This is a genomic window from Photobacterium ganghwense (genome assembly GCF_003025595.1).
In the GTDB taxonomy this organism is placed as follows: Bacteria; Pseudomonadota; Gammaproteobacteria; order Enterobacterales; family Vibrionaceae; genus Photobacterium; species Photobacterium ganghwense.
The window spans coordinates 765,655-786,595 of sequence record NZ_PYMI01000003.1 but is presented as its reverse complement, the minus strand read 5'-3'; the positions used below and the strand labels follow the sequence as shown (position 1 = coordinate 786,595).

The 20,941-nt window shown below is 49.0% G+C and carries 12 protein-coding genes; 8 read left to right on the top strand and 4 right to left on the bottom strand.

What is annotated here, in order from left to right; translation table 11 throughout:
- Nucleotides 1–98: 98 nt before the first annotated feature.
- Nucleotides 99–1,403, top strand: coding sequence for an inosine/guanosine kinase (locus C9I92_RS13910; protein ID WP_047885377.1), 1,305 nt, complete (start codon nt 99–101; stop codon nt 1,401–1,403).
- A gap of 189 nt (nt 1,404–1,592) precedes the next feature.
- On the opposite strand, the gene hrpA is transcribed toward C9I92_RS13910, so the two are convergent.
- Nucleotides 1,593–5,507 carry an ATP-dependent RNA helicase HrpA gene (gene hrpA / locus C9I92_RS13905; RefSeq protein ID WP_107193868.1) on the bottom strand — a complete coding sequence of 1,305 codons (3,915 nt, stop codon included), beginning with the start codon at nt 5,505–5,507 and terminating at the stop codon, nt 1,593–1,595.
- Between the two features lie 218 nt (nt 5,508–5,725).
- Between hrpA and C9I92_RS13900 the strand changes: the two genes are divergently transcribed.
- Together C9I92_RS13900 and C9I92_RS13895 are read left to right on the top strand one after the other, a co-directional pair.
- Nucleotides 5,726–6,259, top strand: coding sequence for an LA_2272 family surface repeat-containing protein (locus tag C9I92_RS13900; protein WP_047885376.1), 534 nt, complete (start codon nt 5,726–5,728; stop codon nt 6,257–6,259).
- A 404-nt stretch (nt 6,260–6,663) separates the two neighbouring features.
- Nucleotides 6,664–7,122: a tellurite resistance TerB family protein gene (locus tag C9I92_RS13895; protein ID WP_047885375.1), complete on the top strand. Its 459-nt coding sequence runs from the start codon at nt 6,664–6,666 to the stop codon at nt 7,120–7,122.
- Nucleotides 7,123–7,233: 111 nt separating this feature from the next.
- On the opposite strand, the gene C9I92_RS13890 is transcribed toward C9I92_RS13895, so the two are convergent.
- Nucleotides 7,234–9,612, bottom strand: coding sequence for a helicase-related protein (locus C9I92_RS13890; protein WP_047885454.1), 2,379 nt, complete (start codon nt 9,610–9,612; stop codon nt 7,234–7,236).
- Between the two features lie 25 nt (nt 9,613–9,637).
- Nucleotides 9,638–10,066 carry a MarR family winged helix-turn-helix transcriptional regulator gene (locus tag C9I92_RS13885; RefSeq protein ID WP_047885374.1) on the bottom strand — a complete coding sequence of 143 codons (429 nt, stop codon included), beginning with the start codon at nt 10,064–10,066 and terminating at the stop codon, nt 9,638–9,640.
- Between the two features lie 364 nt (nt 10,067–10,430).
- Between C9I92_RS13885 and C9I92_RS13880 the strand changes: the two genes are divergently transcribed.
- The 5 genes from C9I92_RS13880 to C9I92_RS13855 all read left to right on the top strand — a co-directional run bounded on the left by C9I92_RS13880 (nt 10,431) and on the right by C9I92_RS13855 (nt 19,723).
- Nucleotides 10,431–11,429: an NADP-dependent oxidoreductase gene (locus tag C9I92_RS13880; RefSeq protein WP_242551863.1), complete on the top strand. Its 999-nt coding sequence runs from the start codon at nt 10,431–10,433 to the stop codon at nt 11,427–11,429.
- Nucleotides 11,430–11,642: 213 nt separating this feature from the next.
- Entirely contained in the window at nt 11,643–12,539 is an 897-nt protein-coding gene (locus C9I92_RS13875) for a 1,4-dihydroxy-2-naphthoyl-CoA synthase (RefSeq protein ID WP_047885373.1), read from the top strand.
- Between the two features lie 465 nt (nt 12,540–13,004).
- Nucleotides 13,005–14,693 carry an NAD-dependent malic enzyme gene (locus C9I92_RS13870; protein WP_047885372.1) on the top strand — a complete coding sequence of 563 codons (1,689 nt, stop codon included), beginning with the start codon at nt 13,005–13,007 and terminating at the stop codon, nt 14,691–14,693.
- A 1,098-nt stretch (nt 14,694–15,791) separates the two neighbouring features.
- Nucleotides 15,792–17,276 (top strand): alanine/glycine:cation symporter family protein, encoded by a 1,485-nt coding sequence (locus C9I92_RS13860; protein WP_047885371.1) that lies wholly within the window; start codon nt 15,792–15,794, stop codon nt 17,274–17,276.
- Between the two features lie 464 nt (nt 17,277–17,740).
- On the top strand, nt 17,741–19,723 hold the full coding sequence (locus C9I92_RS13855; RefSeq protein ID WP_047885370.1) for a bifunctional metallophosphatase/5'-nucleotidase: 1,983 nt from the start codon (nt 17,741–17,743) through the stop codon (nt 19,721–19,723).
- A 218-nt stretch (nt 19,724–19,941) separates the two neighbouring features.
- Here the strand turns inward: C9I92_RS13855 and C9I92_RS13850 are convergent, their stop codons facing one another.
- Entirely contained in the window at nt 19,942–20,556 is a 615-nt protein-coding gene (locus C9I92_RS13850; protein WP_146149693.1) for a hypothetical protein, read from the bottom strand.
- Nucleotides 20,557–20,941 lie beyond the last annotated feature (385 nt).

Sequence of the window (20,941 nt, the reverse complement as noted above, 5' to 3'; positions counted from 1 at the left end):
AAGAACGTTCGCTGTCATCAACACATCACAATATGGGATGTGAATCGCATTTTTATGATAGAATGAAACAAAATTTTCTCTAACTGATAGCCCCATACATGAAATTCCCTGGTCAGCGTAAGTCAAAGCATTACTTCCCTGTCAATGCCCGCGATCCATTAGTAGCTCAAATCCAGCAAGAAAATCCGCTATCACGAACCCACCTGGTGGGGGTTGGCCAAACCATTGTTGATATCGAAGCTCGAGTTGATGATGCCTTTCTGGCTCGCCATAACCTGAGTAAAGGTCACTCTCTGGTTCTTGCCGAAGACAAAGCCGAATTACTGTACGAAGAGCTGAAAGAACGTAATCTGATCAGCCACGAGTACCCGGGTGATACCATTGGTAACACGCTGCACAACTACTCTGTTCTGGCTGACGACAAGTCAATTCTGCTGGGTGTTATGAGCCAGGATCTAAAAATTGGTTCTTACGCTTACCGCTACCTGTGCAATACCTCCAGTCGTATGGATCTGGATTACCTGCAACCGGTTAATGGGCCTATCGGTCGTTGCTACACCCTGATCACTGAAGACGGTGAACGTACCTTTGCGATCAATGAAGGTGAAATGAACCAGCTTCGTCCGGAATTTGTGCCGGAAAGTGCATTCGAAAATGCATCAGCCCTGGTGCTTTCATCTTATCTGGTTCGCGGCAAGCCGACAGACCCAATGAAAGACTCTGCGCTGAAAGCCATTGAATACGCCAAGAAGTACGATGTGCCTGTTGTGCTGACGCTGGGCACAAAATACGTCATCGAAGGCAAACAAGACTGGTGGATTGAGTTTCTGAAAGAGCACGTCACTTGTGTGGCGATGAACGAAGAAGAAGCTGAAGCCCTGACTGGCGAGAAAGATCCCCTCTTGGCTGCGGACAAAGCGCTGGAGTGGGTTGATCTGGTTCTGTGTACAGCTGGTCCGGTTGGCCTTTACATGGCCGGTTATACCGAGGATGCCCTGAAGCGTGAATCAACGCTGCCTATCCTGCCTGGCCGCATTGCTGATTTCAACAAGTACGAATTCAGCCGTCCAATGAAACGTGAAACGTGTGAAAATCCAATTCGCGTATACTCGCACATCGCACCTTACCTGGGTGGCCCGGTTGAGATCAAAAACACCAACGGTGCCGGTGATGCCGCGCTATCTGCGCTGCTGCACGACATGTCTGCCAACCGCTATCACAAAGTCAATGTACCGAATTCCGGTAAGCATGTGGCTGAGTTCCTGACATATTCCTCTTTTTCTCAAATCTGTCAGTACTCTAACCGTGTCAGCTATGAAGTGCTGACGCAACATGCGCCGCGCCTGTCTCGCGGTTTACCTGAGCGTGAAGACTGTCTGGAAGAAGCATACTGGGAGCGTTAATCCCGCGTTTTACAATCTGACTTACAGACTGACTAACGGAGCTAATAAGCTCCGTTTTTTTATGAGAGATTCCATCGCCAAAGCGGAAACACAAACGAAAACATGCCATTTTGGTTGGTGCTTTTGATATTGAGGCACAAAAAACCGGAGCATGGCTCCGGTTTTTCATCTGTTAGCACGCGTTGGCGATTAACATTCGTTAATGGCGTTACGCACTCGCTTATCTGATACCGGATATGGCGTCCCCAGCTGCTGCGCAAAGAAGCTGACACGCAGCTCTTCAATCATCCAGCGGATCTCTTTCACTTTCTCCGGAACAGGCTGACCTTTCGGAATCTTGTTCAGCAGCTCTTTGTAGTCCGACACAACCGATTCAATCTTCATGATATGCATGCGGTCTTTGTTCGGGTCAATCGGCAGCTTTTCCATCCGACGCTCAATCGCCTTCATGTAACGCAGAATATCCGGCAGACGCTTCCAGCCACATTCCGTAGCAAAGCCTTTGAAGATCAGCCCTTCAATCTGCGCTTTAATATCAGACAACGCAAACGCCATGGTCAAATCAACCCGCCCTTTCAGACGCTTGTTGATGTTGAATGCCGTTGTCAGGATAGATTCCACCTGCTTGGCAATCTCTACGACGGTATCACCCAGCTCAGCGCGGACATGCTCTTTCAGTGCTTCAAACGCTTCCGGCTCCCATACCAGGCCGCCTTTCTCTTCAATCAGCTTGTCGATCCCACAGGCGATACAATCGTCGATCAGATCCAACACCCGACCATACGGGTTAAAGTACAAGCCAAGTTTTGATTTGTTCGGCAGGTTGTCGTGCAGATATTTGATCGGCGACGGCACATTGAGCAGAATCAAACGACGCTGACCCTGTTGCATGGCTGTGCGCTGCTCTTCTTCTGTCTCAAACAGTTTGATTCCGACGGAATCTTTGTTATCCACCAGCGCCGGGTAGGCTTTTACTTCAAAGCCGCCACGTTTCTGTTGATAACACTCAGGCAGTTTGCCAAAACTCCAGGTGTGCAGACCTTCCTGCTCGATGTCGTCATCCGCCACTTTAGACAGCGTTTCCTGCACTTTCTCTTTCAGGCCATCTTTCAGGCTGTAAAGATCCTTGCTTTCACGCAGCTTGCGGTTGCGATGATCCACCACACGGAAAGTGATCTTAAGGTGATCCGGCACCTGTTCAAGATTCCAGTCTTCACGCAAAACCGTCACGCCAGTCATGCGTTTAAGCTCTTTCTCCAGCGCATCCAGCAGCGGCATTGCCATTGCATCAACACGGGCCAGGAAAGCATCGGCATAGTTTGGTGCCGGCACAAAATTGCGGCGCACCGGTTTGGGTAAAGACTTAATCAGAGCCACCACCAGCTCCTGACGCAGACCCGGGATCTGCCAGTCGAAACCTTCCATTTCCACTTGGTTCAGAATCGGCAGCGGGACGTGAACCGTGACACCGTCACTATCTTCACCCGGTTCAAACTGGTAACTCAACTTAAGCTTGAGGTTCCCCTGATGCCAGAAGTTCGGGTAGTCCAGATCCGTTACATGGCTGGCATCGCTCTTGAACAGCATTTCACGTTCAAAGTTCAGCAGTTCAGGATTGTCTTTCGATGCCTTTTTCCACCAGGTGTCAAAGTGACGACCGGAAACCACAGTGTGGTCAATGCGCTGGTCATAAAACTCGAACATCGCATCATCGTCGATCAGAATGTCACGGCGACGGGATTTATGCTCCAGCTCTTCCACTTCCAGCAACAATTTGCGGTTCTGCTGATAGAACTTGTGCTTCGTTTCCCAGTCACCTTCGACCAGTGCCGAGCGGATAAACAGCTCACGGGACAACACAGGATCAATCCGACCGTAGTTCACCTTACGCTTGGCGATGATGGGAATACCGTACAGGGTCACCTTCTCAAAAGCGGATACCGAAGCCGGTTTTTTCTCCCAGTGAGGTTCACTGTAGCTGCGTTTGAGCAAGTGCTCGGCCAGCGGCTCTACCCATTCAGGCTGAATCTTGGCGGCAATGCGGCCCCATAACTTTGAGGTTTCAACCAGCTCCGCGACCATGACCCATTTCGGCTGTTTCTTGAAAATGCCGGAGCCCGGGAAAATGTTAAAGCGTGCGTTACGCGCTCCCTGATACTCGTTCTTTTCCTGATCTTTCAGACCAATATGAGACAGCATCCCGGACAGTAATGCAGTATGAATACCGTCATAACTGGCTTCCTGTGAGTTCATCTTCAGGTCCAGCTCGCGGACAACCTGATGTACCTGGAAGTAGATGTCCTGCCACTCACGAACCCGCAAGTAGTTCAGGTAATCTTTCTTACACTGGCGGCGGAACTGGTTGCCGGACAGCGCTTTCTGCTGCTCCTGTACGTAGTCCCACAGGTTAATGAAGGTCACAAAATCGGAGTCTTTGTCGTAGAAACGACGATGCTTCTCATCCGATGCCTGCTGTTTTTCCATCGGGCGTTCACGTGGATCCTGAATCGACAGTGCCGACGCAATGATCATCACCTCACGCAGCGCTCCCTGCTTCGGTGCTTCAAGTACCATTCGGGCCAGACGCGGGTCAATCGGCAAACGGGCCAGCTGACGGCCGATTGCGGTCAGACGTTTGCGCGGATCTTTGGCCTGCGCATTGATCGCCCCCAGCTCTTCCAACAGGCGAACACCGTCCTGAATATTGCGGTTATCCGGCGCTTCAACAAACGGAAATGCCTGAATATCCCCCAGCCCGATTGCAGTCATCTGAAGAATAACGGAAGCCAGGTTGGTACGCAGAATTTCCGGATCGGTAAATTCCGGACGCGACAGGAAGTCTTCTTCGGAATACAGGCGGATACAGATACCTTCAGCCACACGGCCACAACGGCCTTTACGCTGGTTGGCACTCGCCTGTGAAATGCGTTCAATCGGCAGGCGCTGTACTTTAGTACGGTAACTGTAGCGACTGATTCGGGCTGTCCCCGGATCAATTACATATCGGATACCCGGTACGGTCAGCGAGGTTTCAGCCACGTTGGTCGACAGAACAATACGTCGGCCGGTGTGCGACTGGAACACCCGGTTTTGCTCACCCGCAGACAAACGGGCATACAGCGGCAGAATTTCAGTATCCCGCAGCTTACGTTTTTCCAGTGCTTCCGCGGTATCACGAATCTCACGTTCACCGTTCATGAAGATCAGGATGTCACCCAGCCCTTCCTCACACAGTTCATCGACGGCATCAAAAATGGCTTGCAGCTGATCGCGGTCGTTATCTTCACTCTCTTCACTGATCGGACGATAACGCACTTCCACCGGATACGTCCGGCCTGACACTTCGATAATCGGTGCGTTGTTGAAGTGCTTAGAGAAGCGTTCCGGATCAATGGTCGCAGAGGTAATAATGACTTTCAGGTCCGGGCGCTTCGGCAACAGCTCGCGCAAGTAACCCATGATGAAATCAATATTCAGGCTACGCTCGTGCGCCTCATCGATAATGATGGTGTCATACTGGTTTAGGAAACGATCATTCTGAATTTCAGCCAGCAGAATACCGTCCGTCATCAGCTTAATCTGGCTGCGGTCGGAAACCTGATCGTTAAATCGAACTTTGTAACCCACGTAAGAGCCCAGTTCACATTCCAGCTCTTCTGCAATACGGCTCGCAACCGAACGGGCAGCCAGTCGGCGTGGCTGGGTGTGACCAATCATCCCCTTGGTGCCCAGCCCCAGCTCCATACAGATTTTCGGCAGCTGGGTCGTTTTACCCGAACCGGTTTCACCGGCGACAATTACCACCTGGTTGTGCTTAATGGCTTCGGCGATGTCGTCTTTTTTCTGGCTGACAGGCAGCTGTTCCGGATAGCGAATCGTCGGGCGTTGCGCCGCACGCAGCTGAGCCACTTGCATGGACTTGGCAATATCCATCGCGATTTCGTCAAACACCGCGTGGCGGGCTTGTTCGTTCTTAATCTTTGCTGCGCCCTGCACCCGTTTCAGCAACCGGAAACGGTCGCGTATCATGCAGTCGTTGATAGCAGCTTTTAGCGTATTTTCGTTATTCAAAACGTCTTTCTGAGAAGTGGTTGACTGAGTCAAAAGAAGTCCTGCTAAATCAGCTTGGTAGTTCTGAGCGAATTCTACCATAAATCACCGAGGTTACGGAAAACACAGGTAAACGGGGATCCGTTATAACCTATACCGGCTAAACATTGACATTGTCGGCAACATTTGAAAGCAGGATTTTGTTCAGATTGCACTCATTTGATCCCAATAGTAAAATTTTGTCCTGATTTAACCCAAAAGGTAATTTTGTTATGAAAAAAGCGCTACTAGGTTTTACCCTGGCAGCCGCAATGGCTGCACCAGCCTTTGCCGCACAGCCAATTCAGCTGTCTGTTCCGGGCAACAACCTGCCAGATGGTAACGTTCAGGGTTTCCGTGCTTCTCTGCTTTACGGTCAGACGCCTTCTGTGACCGGTCTTCAGTTGCCTATTCTGGGTTTGGCTGAATCACAGAATTTCACAGGTTTGAGCGTAGGTATCGCGTTTGGTGCAACACGTGTTACCGGCGCATCGAAAGGTGTGAAATTTGGTCTGGCAAACTGGAACGACAACACGGCGAAAGGTGCTGACTTCGGTTTTGCTAACTATACTGGCGGCCAGTTTACCGGTCTGCAATTTGGTGCGTTTAACTACGCAGGCAGCCTGAACGGCCTGCAGCTTGGCTTTATCAACGCCACTGACCGCATCAACCAAGGTATTCAGATTGGTCTGATCAACTACGACAAATCGGGTACCTTCATCAGTAAAGATCTGCCGGTATTCCCAATCATTAACGCCCGTTTCTGATAACCCGAAGACACGCTAGCGATGAAAAAAACAGGGAGTTTGAGACTCTCTGTTTTTCATGCTGTTTATTGTGTTGATTTTTTCTGTATTAATCCCTGCCTGCACTTTTCCTTGCCTGCAGCCAACATGTTTACGGATGCCGTTACCTGTGATGACAGGCTCTGCTGTCCATTCGATACCCCATCGACAGCCCTCTTTTAAATATTGAAAACAAACCCTGAAAGCTATTTGTAAAAACTACTCGTAACAGCTAATCGTGAAAACTTATCGCCTAAGAAAAACGTGAAAAACATCACGCTTTTCAGGAACTCATCTCGCCAGAGGCAGTCATAATTTATGTGGCTAAATTGATTATCAGACGCCACACTCAATACAGATCCATTTTCAGCAGTTCAGAGGCAAGCATGTTACACAAGTTGCGTACCCTGTTTCAGCAGGTCATGAATGACGGCGACGCCAGCGGCGTTTCTGACACCCCCTCTCTGCATTTGGCTATCGCCAGTTTGCTGTGCGAAGTCGCCAGTGCTGATCACGTCGAAGATCACCGAGAAGCCCGGGCAAAAGAGCATTTGCTGGTGAATTTACTGGATATCAGTGAGGATAATGCGCGGGCACTGTTAGAAAAAGCACAAAAGCAGAGCGATCTGTCTGTGTCGCTGTTTGAGTTCACTACGAACCTGCGGTCACTTTCTCAGGAACAACGCTACGACCTCATTGAAGCCATGTGGCAGGTCGCCTATGCCGACGGTACAGCTGACCCGATTGAAGAGGCCGTCATTCGTCAGGTCGCAGAACTGATTTACCTTGATCACTCAGCGTTTATTCGTGCCAAGTTATCGGCGCAGGAAGCGACTGACAGCTAGCAGCTAACAGCTAACAGCTAACAGCTAACAGCTAACAGCTAAAACAGTAAAGCGCGATGACTGGATATACGACCAGTCACCGCGCTTTATCTTTTCAGTCAGTTCATTGGGTTATTTAATGTCGATAAGTCTGCTCGCTTTGCGATAGCGAACTTTCCATCCTTGCCAGCGAGGTAGCTCCCAGCGTTTCGGATCGGCTTTGCGGTTTCCGGACTGGTAAACCGCCACCACCTGCTTTTTAGCCAGATGGTATTCAACATGCATTTTCAGATCGGTCAGGTTAACAAACTGCGGAAATTCGCTGTCAAAATCCTCCCGCTCCCATGCCGGAATCCCCTCAAAATGAAAGTCATCGCCGGAAAATAAATCCAGATCATCAGCCGATTCTACCCCAAGCGCTTCCAACTGTTCATTTAACCACGTACGGATCTCAACCGGGGCGTTGTCCCGCTGACAGGTTTCACTTTGATAACGCCCCAAAGCCAGATACAGGTTCCACTGATGGATATCGGCTTGCAGCTTTTCCGCCAGCCCGTCGAGAAGCGTACCGTTCAGCACCATATCTAGCAGTGCGCCGCGTGCAGAGACACCTTGTGGTGCCTGCCAGCAGGAGTCGATAACGCGGCCGGCATAAATGCGTTGATGCTCAACCAGACAACCATCGTCGGTCACTTGCGTCCGGCCAAAGGCCGATTCACCAAAACCGAGCTCATTCAGCCAGGATAAAGGAACCGGTGCCATACAGGTTGCCAACACCAGATTTTGCTTCACACCTTTACCGGGCAACGCAAACTGATCAAAAACAATCGCCGCTTCTGCTGTTTCGGCGAATCGGCTATCCCTGCCGATATTCACTTCCGCGTACCCGTTCCCCAGAGCCTGTCGCCTTTTCTCCCTGCGAATAAACACCAGTTCCGGAGCAGTGCTCATCACCGCTTTCAGCCACCCTTCACGCTTTACCGAGGTGGCCACGTCAAGGTCTGGCAGAGCCAGTGCATCGCGAATCTGCTGCGACAGCAGACGTGCTTCTGTCAGCACGTCAGAATCAATATTCAACCAGTCCGGGACATCCTGACGAAGCAGCTTAATCAGCGCCATCGCGTCGCAATGCTGCGGTTCCCATTGCGACAGTTTCTCTCGCTTTTCTTCGCTATTGGGCATTTGCCACACTTTCTGATACACACTCAGAGCGGCGGCCACATCCACCATCGCTTCCCGGCTGGCTTTATCCGGCATCGCGCTGATCAAATGGGCAAAAAGCGTGTCGATGGGTAACGGGTAGAGAATTTTTCCGTAGTCGGTTGCCAGCCCCTGCGTATTGATGGCCTGCATTTGCAATAGCTTTTCCCGGGCCAGTAGCATCGGTTTTTCCGGCACCGGATCAACAAACGGCAACTTATCAAGCACATACCCGCTACAGGCTGCCGCCAGCATCGGCTCCACCAATTCTTCTCGGTGCAATTCCGGTGGTGTTATGGCTTCCAGCGGTGCCGCTTTGCCGTACAAACGCAGGCACGTTCCGTCTGCCACTCGCCCTGCCCGGCCTTTACGCTGCTCCGCACTGGCTTTGGAAATGGCATGCAAACCCAGCACGGTACGACCATTTCGCTGATGCGTCCGGCGTTCCAGCCCGCTGTCGATGATCAGGGTGACCCCGGGAATGGTCAACGAGGTTTCAGCCACATTGGTCGCCAGAATAACCCGCTGTTTGTGGCTAATGGTCAGCGCCCTGTGCCGCTCATCATCTGAAACCGACGCATGAAGAGGAATGACATCTATTTCTCCGCAGTCCAGCTCTGCTGCCAGTGCCTGTCGTAACGCAGACTGACATTGGGCAATTTCTTTTCGCCCCGGCAGAAAAACCAGAATATCCTGGTGCTGGCGGTAATGTGCCAGTACCGTTTGCTGAATTTTCGTTTCCAGATGGCGGATATCAGGCATATTACGCGCATCATCAGCCAAATGATTCACTGTCACCTGGAACTGACGGCCTTCCGCTCGTAGGCAAATCCCACCGAGATAGGCAGTCAGACGCTCACTGTCCAGCGTTGCAGAAGTCACCACAAGCCGGTGACGGTTCTGCACTTTCAGCATCGCCAGCAAAAGATCGGTATCCCAGCGTCGTTCATGGAACTCATCAATAATGATCGTTGCAAACTGCGCCAGTTGATTTTCACTGAGCCAGCGCAAGGCGACACCGGGAGTCACAAAAACAATGTCTGATGCCTCATTGAAACGGTTCTCAAACCGAATCGCGTACCCCACCGACTGACCAATCGGCTCTTGTCGCTCACCGGCAACAAATTCAGCCAGAGACCGACAGGCAACCCGCCGCGGCTCAACAACCAGCACCTTACCACGCCGTGCCGCCCATACCGGCAGACGGGTTGATTTCCCCGAGCCGGTTTCAGCGACGACAACCAAGTGTTGTTGTTCAACCCGGGCTAGAAATTCAGATTGGATATCATCAATAGGAAGTGAAACAAACATGAAGTAAACGCCGGTTAAATCAGGGTTAATCGCTTTTGCGCAGGTTTTCATCCAGCTCAAGGCACAGCAGACGGAGTGCTTCAATGCTCTCTGCCGTCATACTGGAACGTGACTCGAGTTGAGCCGTGAGTTCGTTCGCCTCATCTTGCAGTTGACTGCCTTTTGCCGTTAAGGAAATCACTTTTTTTCGCTCATCCAGCTCAGAAACCCGCCGGGTCAGCAACCCCTTTGATTCCAGACGCTTAACAATTGGAGTCAGAGTGCCCGAATCCAGATGCGTATCATTGGACAGCTCTTTCAAACTTACGTCATTCTGGCACCAGAGCGAATGCATCACAATGTACTGTGGGTACGTCAGATCATACTCATCCAGAATGGGACGAAACGCTCTCACCAGAGAGTTCGTCGCGGTATACAGCGCAAAACACACACTATCAGATAATTTCTGGGCCATGTATTCATCCGTTTTTGAACGCCCAGCCGATATTAACTGGGTCTGTAAAAGCTGTTTTTACAAAAGCATTGTTGATTAATGCAATGTTTCTTAAGCAAGGTCACGATGTTAGCAAATTTCACCTCGGCAAAATAGTTTGCGAGCAAATTATTTTTGAGCAAAATATCTTGCACTCTCTTTCCTACCCGGGTAAGTTATCCACAAATGATTTGTGCGCAAATTATTTGCGGGTGACTTATTTGAAAACCAAGAAATGAAGTCTGATACATATCGAATCTGAAAAATTGTGCCTTCAATATCCCTGTGTCCTGATGTCGCAACACGCGCAGCCAATACAGGGCAAGGAAACAAAGAGAGAAAGAACATGATGAACAGCCAACAAATCCATCTTGCTTCACGCCCGACAGGCATGCCTTCGCAAGCGAACTTTAAAACGGTAGACGTCACATTGCCTGCTCTGCAGGAAGGTGAAGTACTGGTTAAAAATACCTGGATGTCCGTTGACCCTTATATGCGGGGCCGCATGATCGTTTCAGATTCCTATATCCCCCCATTCCAGATTGACGAAGTGCTGGAAGGCGGTGCCATTGGTGAAGTCATTGAATCGATGAATGCGCAATTCCCAGTCGGTGCAAAAGTCAGCAACATCAGTGGCTGGCGTACAACATTCATCAGTGATGGCAGTGATCTGACTCTGCTGCCAGCGGTTGGCCTGCCTGATCAACATTTTCTGGGTGTGATTGGCATGCCGGGTCTTACCGGCTGGGTCGGTCTGTTTAAAGTTGCCCAGCTTAAACCAACAGACACCGTGTTCGTTTCCGCTGCATCCGGCGCTGTAGGCAGTGTGGTATGCCAGATTGCGAAACTGCATGGCTGTAAAGTCATCGGTTCTGTCGGGTCTGATGAAAAAGCGGACATGGTCAAAGCCATGGGCGTTGATGCCGTCATCAACTACAAAAAGGTTGATGATCTGACTCAAGCTCTGCGTGACGCAGCGCCTGAAGGCATTGATGTGTACTTCGAAAATGTTGGCGGCGCACATCTCGAAGCGGCATTGAATGTGATGAACCCTTACGGCCGCATTCCTGTGTGTGGCATGATTGCTGACTACAATGCTGAAACACCTCAACCAGGACCAAGCAATCTGCTACTGATCAATACCAAAAAACTGACTTTGCAAGGTTACATTGTGATGGATTACTGGGATCAGTACGGTGAGTTCGTCGAGCAGATGGGCCAGTGGCTGAAAGAAGGCAAAGTCACTTCGGAAGAAACGGTCTACCACGGTCTGGATCAGGCGGTTGATGCTTTCATTGGTCTGTTTGAAGGCAAGAATAAAGGCAAGATGCTGGTTAAGATCTAATTAACCGCCTGCTTTTTACATGATATTTGAAATCTCGCTTCTTCTTTTTATCTGGTAGTAACCATGTTCCCCTGGCAGTTGGCACTGTCGGGGGCTTTTTTTTGTCCATTCAGATGAAAATCCCCTACTTTTGCTGTTGTGATTGATCATAACCCATTGACTTTTATTCCTGACTCCCTAGCCTTAAAACATCTAACCAAAGAGGCTCGTCACATGACCCGCAAAGAAATTTTTAACCCTGAACTGTGGGATGAAGTCCCAGGTTTTGAGTTTGAAGACATCACTTATCACCGTGCCAAAAACCAGGGCACAGTCCGCATCGCCATCAACCGTCCAGACTGCCTGAATGCATTTCGTCCGAAAACAGTCGATGAGCTGTTCACCGCACTGGATCACGCCCGTCAATGGTCTGATGTTGGCTGCGTATTGCTGACCGGTAACGGTCCGTCACACAAAGGTCAGTGGTCATTCTCGTCGGGTGGCGATCAGCGTATTCGTGGCAAAGACGGCTACAAATATGAAGGTGAAGAAGCCGGTAAGGCAGATGTCGCCCGCATGGGACGGCTGCACATTCTTGAGGTGCAGCGCATGATTCGCTTCATGCCTAAAGTAGTGATTGCTGTCGTGCCCGGCTGGGCCGTGGGTGGGGGCCATAGTCTGCATGTGGTGTGTGATTTGACACTGGCTTCGAAAGAACATGCCATTTTCAAACAGACTGATCCAGACGTTGCCTCTTTTGACTCCGGCTACGGCTCTGCTTACCTGGCAAAAATGATTGGCCAGAAACGTGCCCGAGAGATTTTCTTCTGTGGCTTTAACTACAGCGCCCAGGAAGCTTACGAAATGGGCATGGTAAATAAAGTGGTTGATCACTTTGAGCTAGAAGAAGAAGCACTGCGCTGGGCCAAAGAGATCAACAGCAAGTCACCGACAGCAATGCGCATGCTGAAATACGGCTTCAACCTGCCTGATGATGGTTTAGTTGGCCAGCAGTTATTCGCCGGCGAAGCCACACGATTGGCATATGGGACCGATGAAGCGCAGGAAGGCCGCGACGCCTTTTTGGAAAAACGCGATCAGGACTTCAGCCGCTTCCCTTGGCATTATTAATTCGCCATATTGTTTTATTTCAATAAATTCAATGCCCTGGATTCGTCAGGGCATGTTTTTCTGTTCTTGCGATGAAAGACACGTGAACAAAACATACAAAACACACAATAAAAACAACATATCTACCAAATTTTAACAAAAAGAACATAAATCACACACAATTGAGTTTAATCTCACACCAGACCTTTTCCTTCACCACTTCCCGCCCAAAGATCACAGAATAATTATTTTTGTAAAACAACAACAAAACAGATATAAAACAAAATCAGAACAAAACAAACAAAGATGAAACATTATTCATTTTACCGTGTTAAATCCTGTAAAAAGATGCATAAAAACATGATCAAATTCGCGAAAAATGTGCGCATTCCCTTTGAATAATCAGCACGGTAGATCTACGATTAGGCCCTAAATGAAAAAAGTCATTTTCATTTTTCTCTCACCTTAGGAAACAGAGTGTTTTGCATGAACAACGATAAACGTCCTCTCTACATCCCCTACGCAGGCCCTGCGTTACTAGAAACTCCCCTCCTTAATAAAGGAAGCGCATTCTCTGTTGAAGAACGTATGTTCTTTAACCTGGAAGGTCTGCTTCCGGAAGCGATCGAAACGATCGAAGAACAGGCAGAGCGTGCTTATCAGCAGTATCTGAAGTTCGAAAATGACATGGATAAGCACATCTATCTGCGCAATATCCAGGATACGAACGAAACTCTGTTCTACCGTTTGGTTGAGACCCACATTACTGAGATGATGCCAATCATCTACACCCCGACAGTTGGCGCGGCTTGTGAAAACTTTTCTAATATCTACCGTCGTGGCCGCGGTCTGTTCATCTCTTACCCTAACCGTGACCGCATCGAAGACATGCTGAACAACGCTTCTCGTCATAACGTGAAAGTGATTGTTGTGACAGACGGTGAGCGTATTCTGGGTCTGGGCGATCAGGGTATCGGTGGCATGGGTATTCCAATCGGTAAACTGTCTCTGTACACCGCATGCGGTGGTATCAGCCCGGCTTACACCCTGCCGGTAGTGCTGGATGTGGGTACCAATAACCCACAACGTTTATCTGATCCAATGTACATGGGCTGGCGTCATACGCGTATCTCCGATAAAGAGTACGATACGTTTGTTGACGATTTCGTACAGGCGGTAAAACGCCGTTGGCCTGACGCTCTGATTCAGTTCGAAGATTTCGCTCAGAAAAACGCAATGCCACTTCTTGAGCGTTACAAAGACAAAGTATGCTGCTTTAACGATGACATTCAGGGCACCGCAGCTGTGACCGTTGGCTCTCTGCTGGCTGCTTGTAAAGCGGCAGGCAGCAAACTGTCTGAACAACGCGTGGCTTTCCTTGGTGCTGGTTCAGCAGGTTGCGGTATTGCCGAAGCAATTATTGCGCAAATGGTTTCTGAAGGTATCAGCGATACCCAAGCACGTAGCCAGGTATTTATGGTCGACCGCTGGGGTCTGCTACTGGACGATATGCCAAATCTGGTTAACTTCCAGAAGAAACTGGTTCAGCCACGTGCCAGCATTAACGAGTGGGAAACAGAAGACACGAACATTTCTCTGCTGGATGTGATGCGCAATGCCCACCCGACGATTCTGATCGGTGTATCAGGCGTACCTGGTCTGTTCAGTGAAGAAGTTATCCGCGAAATGCATCAGCATTGTGAGCGCCCAATTATCTTCCCACTGTCTAACCCGACCAGCCGCGTAGAAGCAACGCCTGCCGACCTGATCCGCTGGACTGAAGGTAAAGCACTGGTAGCCACAGGTTCGCCTTTTGAACCGGTTGTGTTCAACGGTAAGACCTACCCTATCGCGCAGTGTAATAACAGCTACATCTTCCCGGGTATCGGTCTGGGTGTACTGGCTGTTGGCGCCCGTCGTGTGACGGATGAAATGCTGATGGAAAGTAGCCGTGCGTTGTCTGAGTGCTCACCATTGGCAATTAACGGCAATGGTCCGCTACTGCCGCCACTGGAAGACATTCAGGATGTTTCACGCCACATTGCCTTTGCTGTTGCGAAGAAAGCTGTCGAGCAGCGTAAAGCACCGAAAAATACCGACGAGCGAATTAAAGAGAAGATTAACGACAACTTCTGGAAATCAGAATACCGTCGCTACAAGCGTACCTCTTTCTGATCGCCAGCCATTATTCGGCCAGGTATTACTTAATCGTTGTTCCCAAAGCCCGCATTTTTGCGGGCTTTTTTACTATAAGTGACTTAATTTACTGAGAAAATTTAATCCATATATCATACTGCAATCAATATCAAACACAATTTCCCGCCAATTCGGTAAATTTAGCCCTTACTCTAAGAATCTAGCTTCATTGTTACCCTGTTAGCCTGTCTGCCTTTATGCTACTGGTTGAAACTAAGCCGGTTACGACGTACGGCAAATAAAACAATAAATGGAGAGTGCAATGCAAGAGTTGCCCGTTTGCAGTCAATGCGGTCAAGATGAGGAGTTCCTGGTTTCAGAATCAGGGGAATACATCTGTGTCTGTGGCCATGAATTCCATACCGACCCCATTAGCCCATCATCCCTTGATAACAACACGACATCCTCATACCAAGTGACAATGAACTACGTTTCTCCGCTTCTGCATTAACGCCTGAGAAACCGTCATTTTGAATACCCATCTAGCCGCCATACTCTGGCGGTTTATCTTTTCCTTATGAGCACCATTCTCACACTACAATAAGTCCTGCATACCAAATCATTTTTAAACCTGGAATTATTCACTAATTGTTCCCTTTCTTATTGAATACCTTCTCATATGTTAAGAAATCATCTCAAACACCGCCCCAAAACAAGTTAAAAAACCTAACAAGTCAGGTTAAATTGGTGTAAAAGTCGAAATTATTTGATAATGAACAACGTTTTAAACGATCACATTCAGTAACCATTTATACAATTTTAACTCTATGAATATAAAGAAAATAAATTACTGAACGACGTTTTATATTGTACTTGTGTCATAAAACCGTTCATAAAATGTGACTTAGATCACGCTGAAATCTCGATATTTCATGCTAACTTAGCGTCCCGTCTGAAGATGAAACATCTGATTCTATGTTTCATAAATGTAACTTCACCAAGTTGCACAGTGCTTCAATTTCGCAAGCAATAAAAAATATAAATTCAGAATCGTATTCATGAACTGTCACATAAATGGACGTTCCAGTTGCTTAGGGAATTGTTCGATTTGCTAAGCGTTATATACAGGAAATTACTATGAGTGTTACGAACGGATCTTTCTTAACTTCGCTGAATGACGCATTGAATGGCGTTATTGGTGCTGTTAATGGATTACTATGGGGCCAACTCCTTGTTTACTTACTGGTTGCAGTAGGTGTTTACTTCACTTTACGTCTGGGCTTCATTCAAATTCGTCAATTTGGTCACGCGGTCAGTGTTCTGAAAAGCGTTAAAGACGTTGATAACGGTATCAGCTCTTATCAGGTTTTCTGCACTTCAATGGCAGCTCGTGTGGGTACAGGTAACATGGCCGGTGTGGCTGTTGCCCTTGCGGCCGGTGGCCCTGGTGCGATCTTCTGGATGTGGCTGATCGCCCTGTTTGGTATGTCGACTGCCTTTATCGAATCCACACTGGCTCAGATCTACAAAACCAAAGATATCGACGGTCAGTACCGTGGTGGTCCGGCTTACTACATGGAAAAAGGCCTGGGTCAACGCTGGATGGGTACTCTGTTCTCAATCTGTCTGATCATTGCATTTGGTCTGGTGTTCAATGCCGTACAGGCTAACACCATCACGGATGCGCTGAGCCATTCATTTGGTTTCGACCAGACAATCATGGGGATGATCATCGTTGCTTTCTCTGCCTTCTTTATTATGGGTGGTCTGCGTAAAGTAGCGGCGGCATCAGCACGTATTGTGCCTGTGATGGCCATCGGTTACCTGGCAATTGCACTGCTGATTGTCATCATGAACCTGTCTGAACTGCCAGCAGCTCTGATGCTTATCGTGAAAAGCGCATTTGGCTGGCAGGAAGCGGCGGCCGGTGGTGTTGCTTACACCGTTGCACAAGCGATGCAAAGCGGTATTGCCCGTGGTCTGTTCTCGAATGAAGCCGGTATGGGTTCTGCTGCCAACGTTGCAGCGTCAGCGACACCAAACCCAAACCACCCTGCTTCTCAGGGCTTTGTTCAGATGCTGGGTGTGTTTGTTGATACCCTAGTTATCTGTACGGCTTCTGCTGCCATGATTATGCTTAGTGGCGTGATGAACCAGCCTGACGCAGCAACCGGTATCAGCCTGCTGCAACAGGCACTGAGCAGCGAGCTGGGTGACTGGACAACCTACTTCATGGCGGCAGCAATTATTCTGTTCTGTTTCACGTCTATCATCGCGAACTACAGCTATGCTGAAACCAACGTGATGTTCCTGAACGGTAACACGAAGAAAGGCCTGTTTATTTTCCGCCTGTGTGTACTGGCTATGGTAATGTTCGGCTCAGTGGCTTCGCTGCCTGTCGTATGGAACCTGGCAGATGCCTCGATGGGTATGATGGCTCTGGTCAATATCATTGCACTGGTACTCTTGTCTAAACTGGCGATCAAAGTTATCAAAGACTACGAAACCCAGCTGAAGCAAGGCAAAACGCCTGAGTTTGACCGCTCTAAATTCCCAGAGCTGGAAGAACTGGATGGCGCATGGCACCCGGAAGGCTCTGAGCCTGTCACCAGCACCAAATAATAGATTCATCGTTAATGAGCCGGCGACCACACCGGCTCTTTTTTATGCTAATTCCAGCCACAGCGATGAAACTTTGAGCTCCTGTTCAAGCTTGCGATATCTGTTATCCGGGATTGTCTCCTCTGACAGTCATTACCTTTACTCACGCTCTTCTCTTTTTCCACCCTACCGTTCTCAGGCTCTCAAGCTCTCAAGCAATCTGACCGGACTCAGTTCTTTCACGATTAAATCGCAGCGTACTCACTGCACACTCACTATCGGATAAATGTCCTTACAAGTCAGGACAATTCCCCGATTGCGGCAGCAAATCATCTCCGATATAGTCCCATCGCCAAAATTTCAGGCATTTTGCGAATTTAGCTACATTTTCGACGCTAAATTTTGCAATCAACCAGAAGAATAAGTGGGTATCTGATGCCGGCATCCCCGTCACTCAGGTAACACCCGCCGCTATAGGTAATACAATGACATTTTCAAAGCCTCTCATTTCTTTGTCTGTACTTCTCGCTCTGGCCGGTTGTCAGACCCAGTCACCATCGGATGCACCTTTTTCGTTGACTGTGGCACACATCAACGACACCCACTCTAACTTTGATCCGGTCAAATCGAGTTTCATGGCCAACGAGTTACGCGTCTACAACGAATTTGGCGGATACCCTCGCCTGCAAACGATGGCAGAACAATACCGTCAGGCAGCAGCGTCTGATAACCAGAGTTTTCTGTTTCTGCATGGAGGTGACGCCTGGCAGGGAAGCGGCTATTTCAAGCTGAATGAAGGGATGATGAACGCCGATTTGCTCAGCCGAATGGGCCTGGATGCGATGGCGCTGGGTAACCATGAATTTGACCTGAGCAACGACAAACTTAACCGTTTCATCGGCGAGGTCAACTTCCCGGTACTGGCCGCCAATGTGGATGCCAGTCAGGATCCTGACCTGCGTGACCAGACGAATCTGAAACCTTTTGTCGTCTTTGCTTATGACGGTTACAAAAAAACACCTGTGACAGATCTGGATAAACTGCCGGCAAATTCCAATCTGGTTGCGGTATTCGGTTTAGCCCTTGATGATATGCCTAATCTGGCACCTAACACCGGCAAAGTCGAATTTCATGATCTGGTGACCTCTGCGCAGGCAACGGTTGATTTCCTGCATGAGAAAGGCATCCGCAACATCATCGCCCTGACCCACATCGGCAACGCGGTAGATCTGGACGTGGCTGCAAAGGTTAACGGAATCGATCTGATTGTTGGTGGCCACTCTCACACGCTGCTGGGTGATTTCACTAACATCGGCCACGACCACAGTGGCACCTATGCGCAGATGGTTAACAATCCGAACGGCCAGAGTAAAACCTGTGTCGTCCAGGCCGGACAATACGCACAGGCTATCGGCCAGCTGAGCGTCAGTTTCGATCTCAACGGCAATGTGATTAGCTGCAAGGGTCATAACACCCTGCTCAGTAATGACACCTACTTCCACTCGCCTTTGCGTGAAACCACCAGCCAGTTCAGTGCAACAGAGGCTGACACGGTCAAAACCTTTATTGAAGGTGAAGATAACCTTGTTATCGCTGCAGAAGCAGCGGCAATGCGTCAGTTGATCGACAGCAAGTACAAGCCTGCGGTTGAGCAAGCATATGGCAAAGTGATTTCCCGCGTACCGGAAGAAATCAAACACGAGCGTCGTCCGGGTGATAAAGGCACGGATAAGCACGGCTCTGATGTCGCGCCTCTGATTGCCGAAGGTCAATACTACTGGGCTAATCTTCCAGCCGTTCAGGCCGTCACCGGTATGAAAGTGGATTTTGCCCTGATTGGTGCTGGCGGTATCCGTACAAACTTTGATGCCGGTGAATATCGCGAAGGCAACGTCTCACTTGAAATGCTGCCATTTTCAAACTTCATGTCTGTCGTACCAATCAAAGGTAAAGACGTGGTAACCCTGATTGAAGGTGCCGTTACGGCCACGCTGCCAGAAGGCTCACACGCAGGCAAATTCCCATATGGCGGTCATCTTCGTTACCAGTTCACCGAAACTGTGCCGCATAAAGCGGGGCGCGTTGATTATATCGAAGTCATGACAGGTACAGAGGATCAACCGATCTGGCAAGCCATTAATCCGGACCAAACCTACAATGTGGCGATCAATAATTACAATGCCAGCGGCAATGATGGCTGGACGCCACTGTTTACGGCACAACAACACCAGTCAGGCCGGGTGGATCTGGCATATGTCGACGGTAAGCTGACGGGCTTTAAAGTGCAGCGCATTGAGGCGGTAAACGGTAAGTACAACGTGCATTACGCCACTCAGGGGCCAGATTGCAAGGCCGCTAATACCCGTTGTAATACCGACGCCCAGGCAGTGATCGACTACATTGCAGATAAGAAACCAGTTTTGACGCCACTGAGCTACGAAGTGGTCACCCTGAATCGCGCGCTTTAAGATTAGTCGTTTATTCCACGGCGCTTTTTACCAAGCTTCTGATTACAGACTCCTTGTCAATAATCAGTCATGCGGAAGTGACTGAATAACCGCTTGAATTAGCTTATAAGACTTGTCGCATAGGCAACTCTGTTGAGCTGATTCCTAATAGCGCCCAAAGAAAAAAGGCTTTCATCATCTGAAAGCCTTTCTTTTTAACTGACGCCTGCCAGATTCACTCAGGGCGTTTTGTATGTCCGCTGCTTATCATGCAGATATGGGGCATAAACCCGCGCCATTTCATCATCAACGGCGATGATCTGCTCTTCCAGATGAGATAGTCGCCCGTCAATAAAGGATGTTACGACTACCCGTCCACTGCCCTGTTTCTCGGTCATAAAGAAATCTGAATAGGCATATTCGGAATAGTAGGTATCACTCTCAATGTCGTAACCTAATCCGGTACAGGACACCTGAATCGTCTTTGCCGCTGCCAGCGCAATAGTGTGCACTTCACAGTTCGGGTTACCCAGCGAGGCATCAACAATTTCTCTGCCCACAGAGTAATAGTTACCTTTATGCAGTTTGTTGTGAACTTGCTTGAGTTGCCGAATGTGCCTCAGCACCCGGTTCACCCGATCAATTTGCTGCTGATCCAGAAAAGCCACTTTGTTGCTTTTTATCGCATTCAGCCGAGATTCGAACTTCAGAATCTTATCAAACTGATGGCTGAACGAACGGCCAATACTCTCATAGTCATACATTTCGCCAACCAGTGCATTGGCACTGGCTGTCGCGATAAAAAATGTCGAACCCAATAGCATCCCTACCAAGGGTCGGACAAATGTATTCATTCTTGGCATCCCTGTCGTTATTAATGAGATAGTGACTTCGCACCACATTATGCAACACAATTGATAACAGAGTGCGTGAAGCGTCAAATTAATAGCAGATCGACGTCACATTTACGGCGATAAAATTATGTAAGCCCGTGATATAAGGCAAGTTTAGATGAGAATATAAACATCAAGAGGTTTTTCATCCGAGATGTGAGTGAGTCAGCAGAAGATGGGGATTACACCATGCCAATGAAGACAAATCATCCCGGTCTCTGTTCTACGGCCTTTGTGGAAGGAATCGTCAGTACAACTCCCATGTTCAATAAAAAAACAGCCAGCATAATGCTGGCTGTTTGCGTTCTACTTTGCTCAAATTACCTGTAGCACGTTTTACCCATCG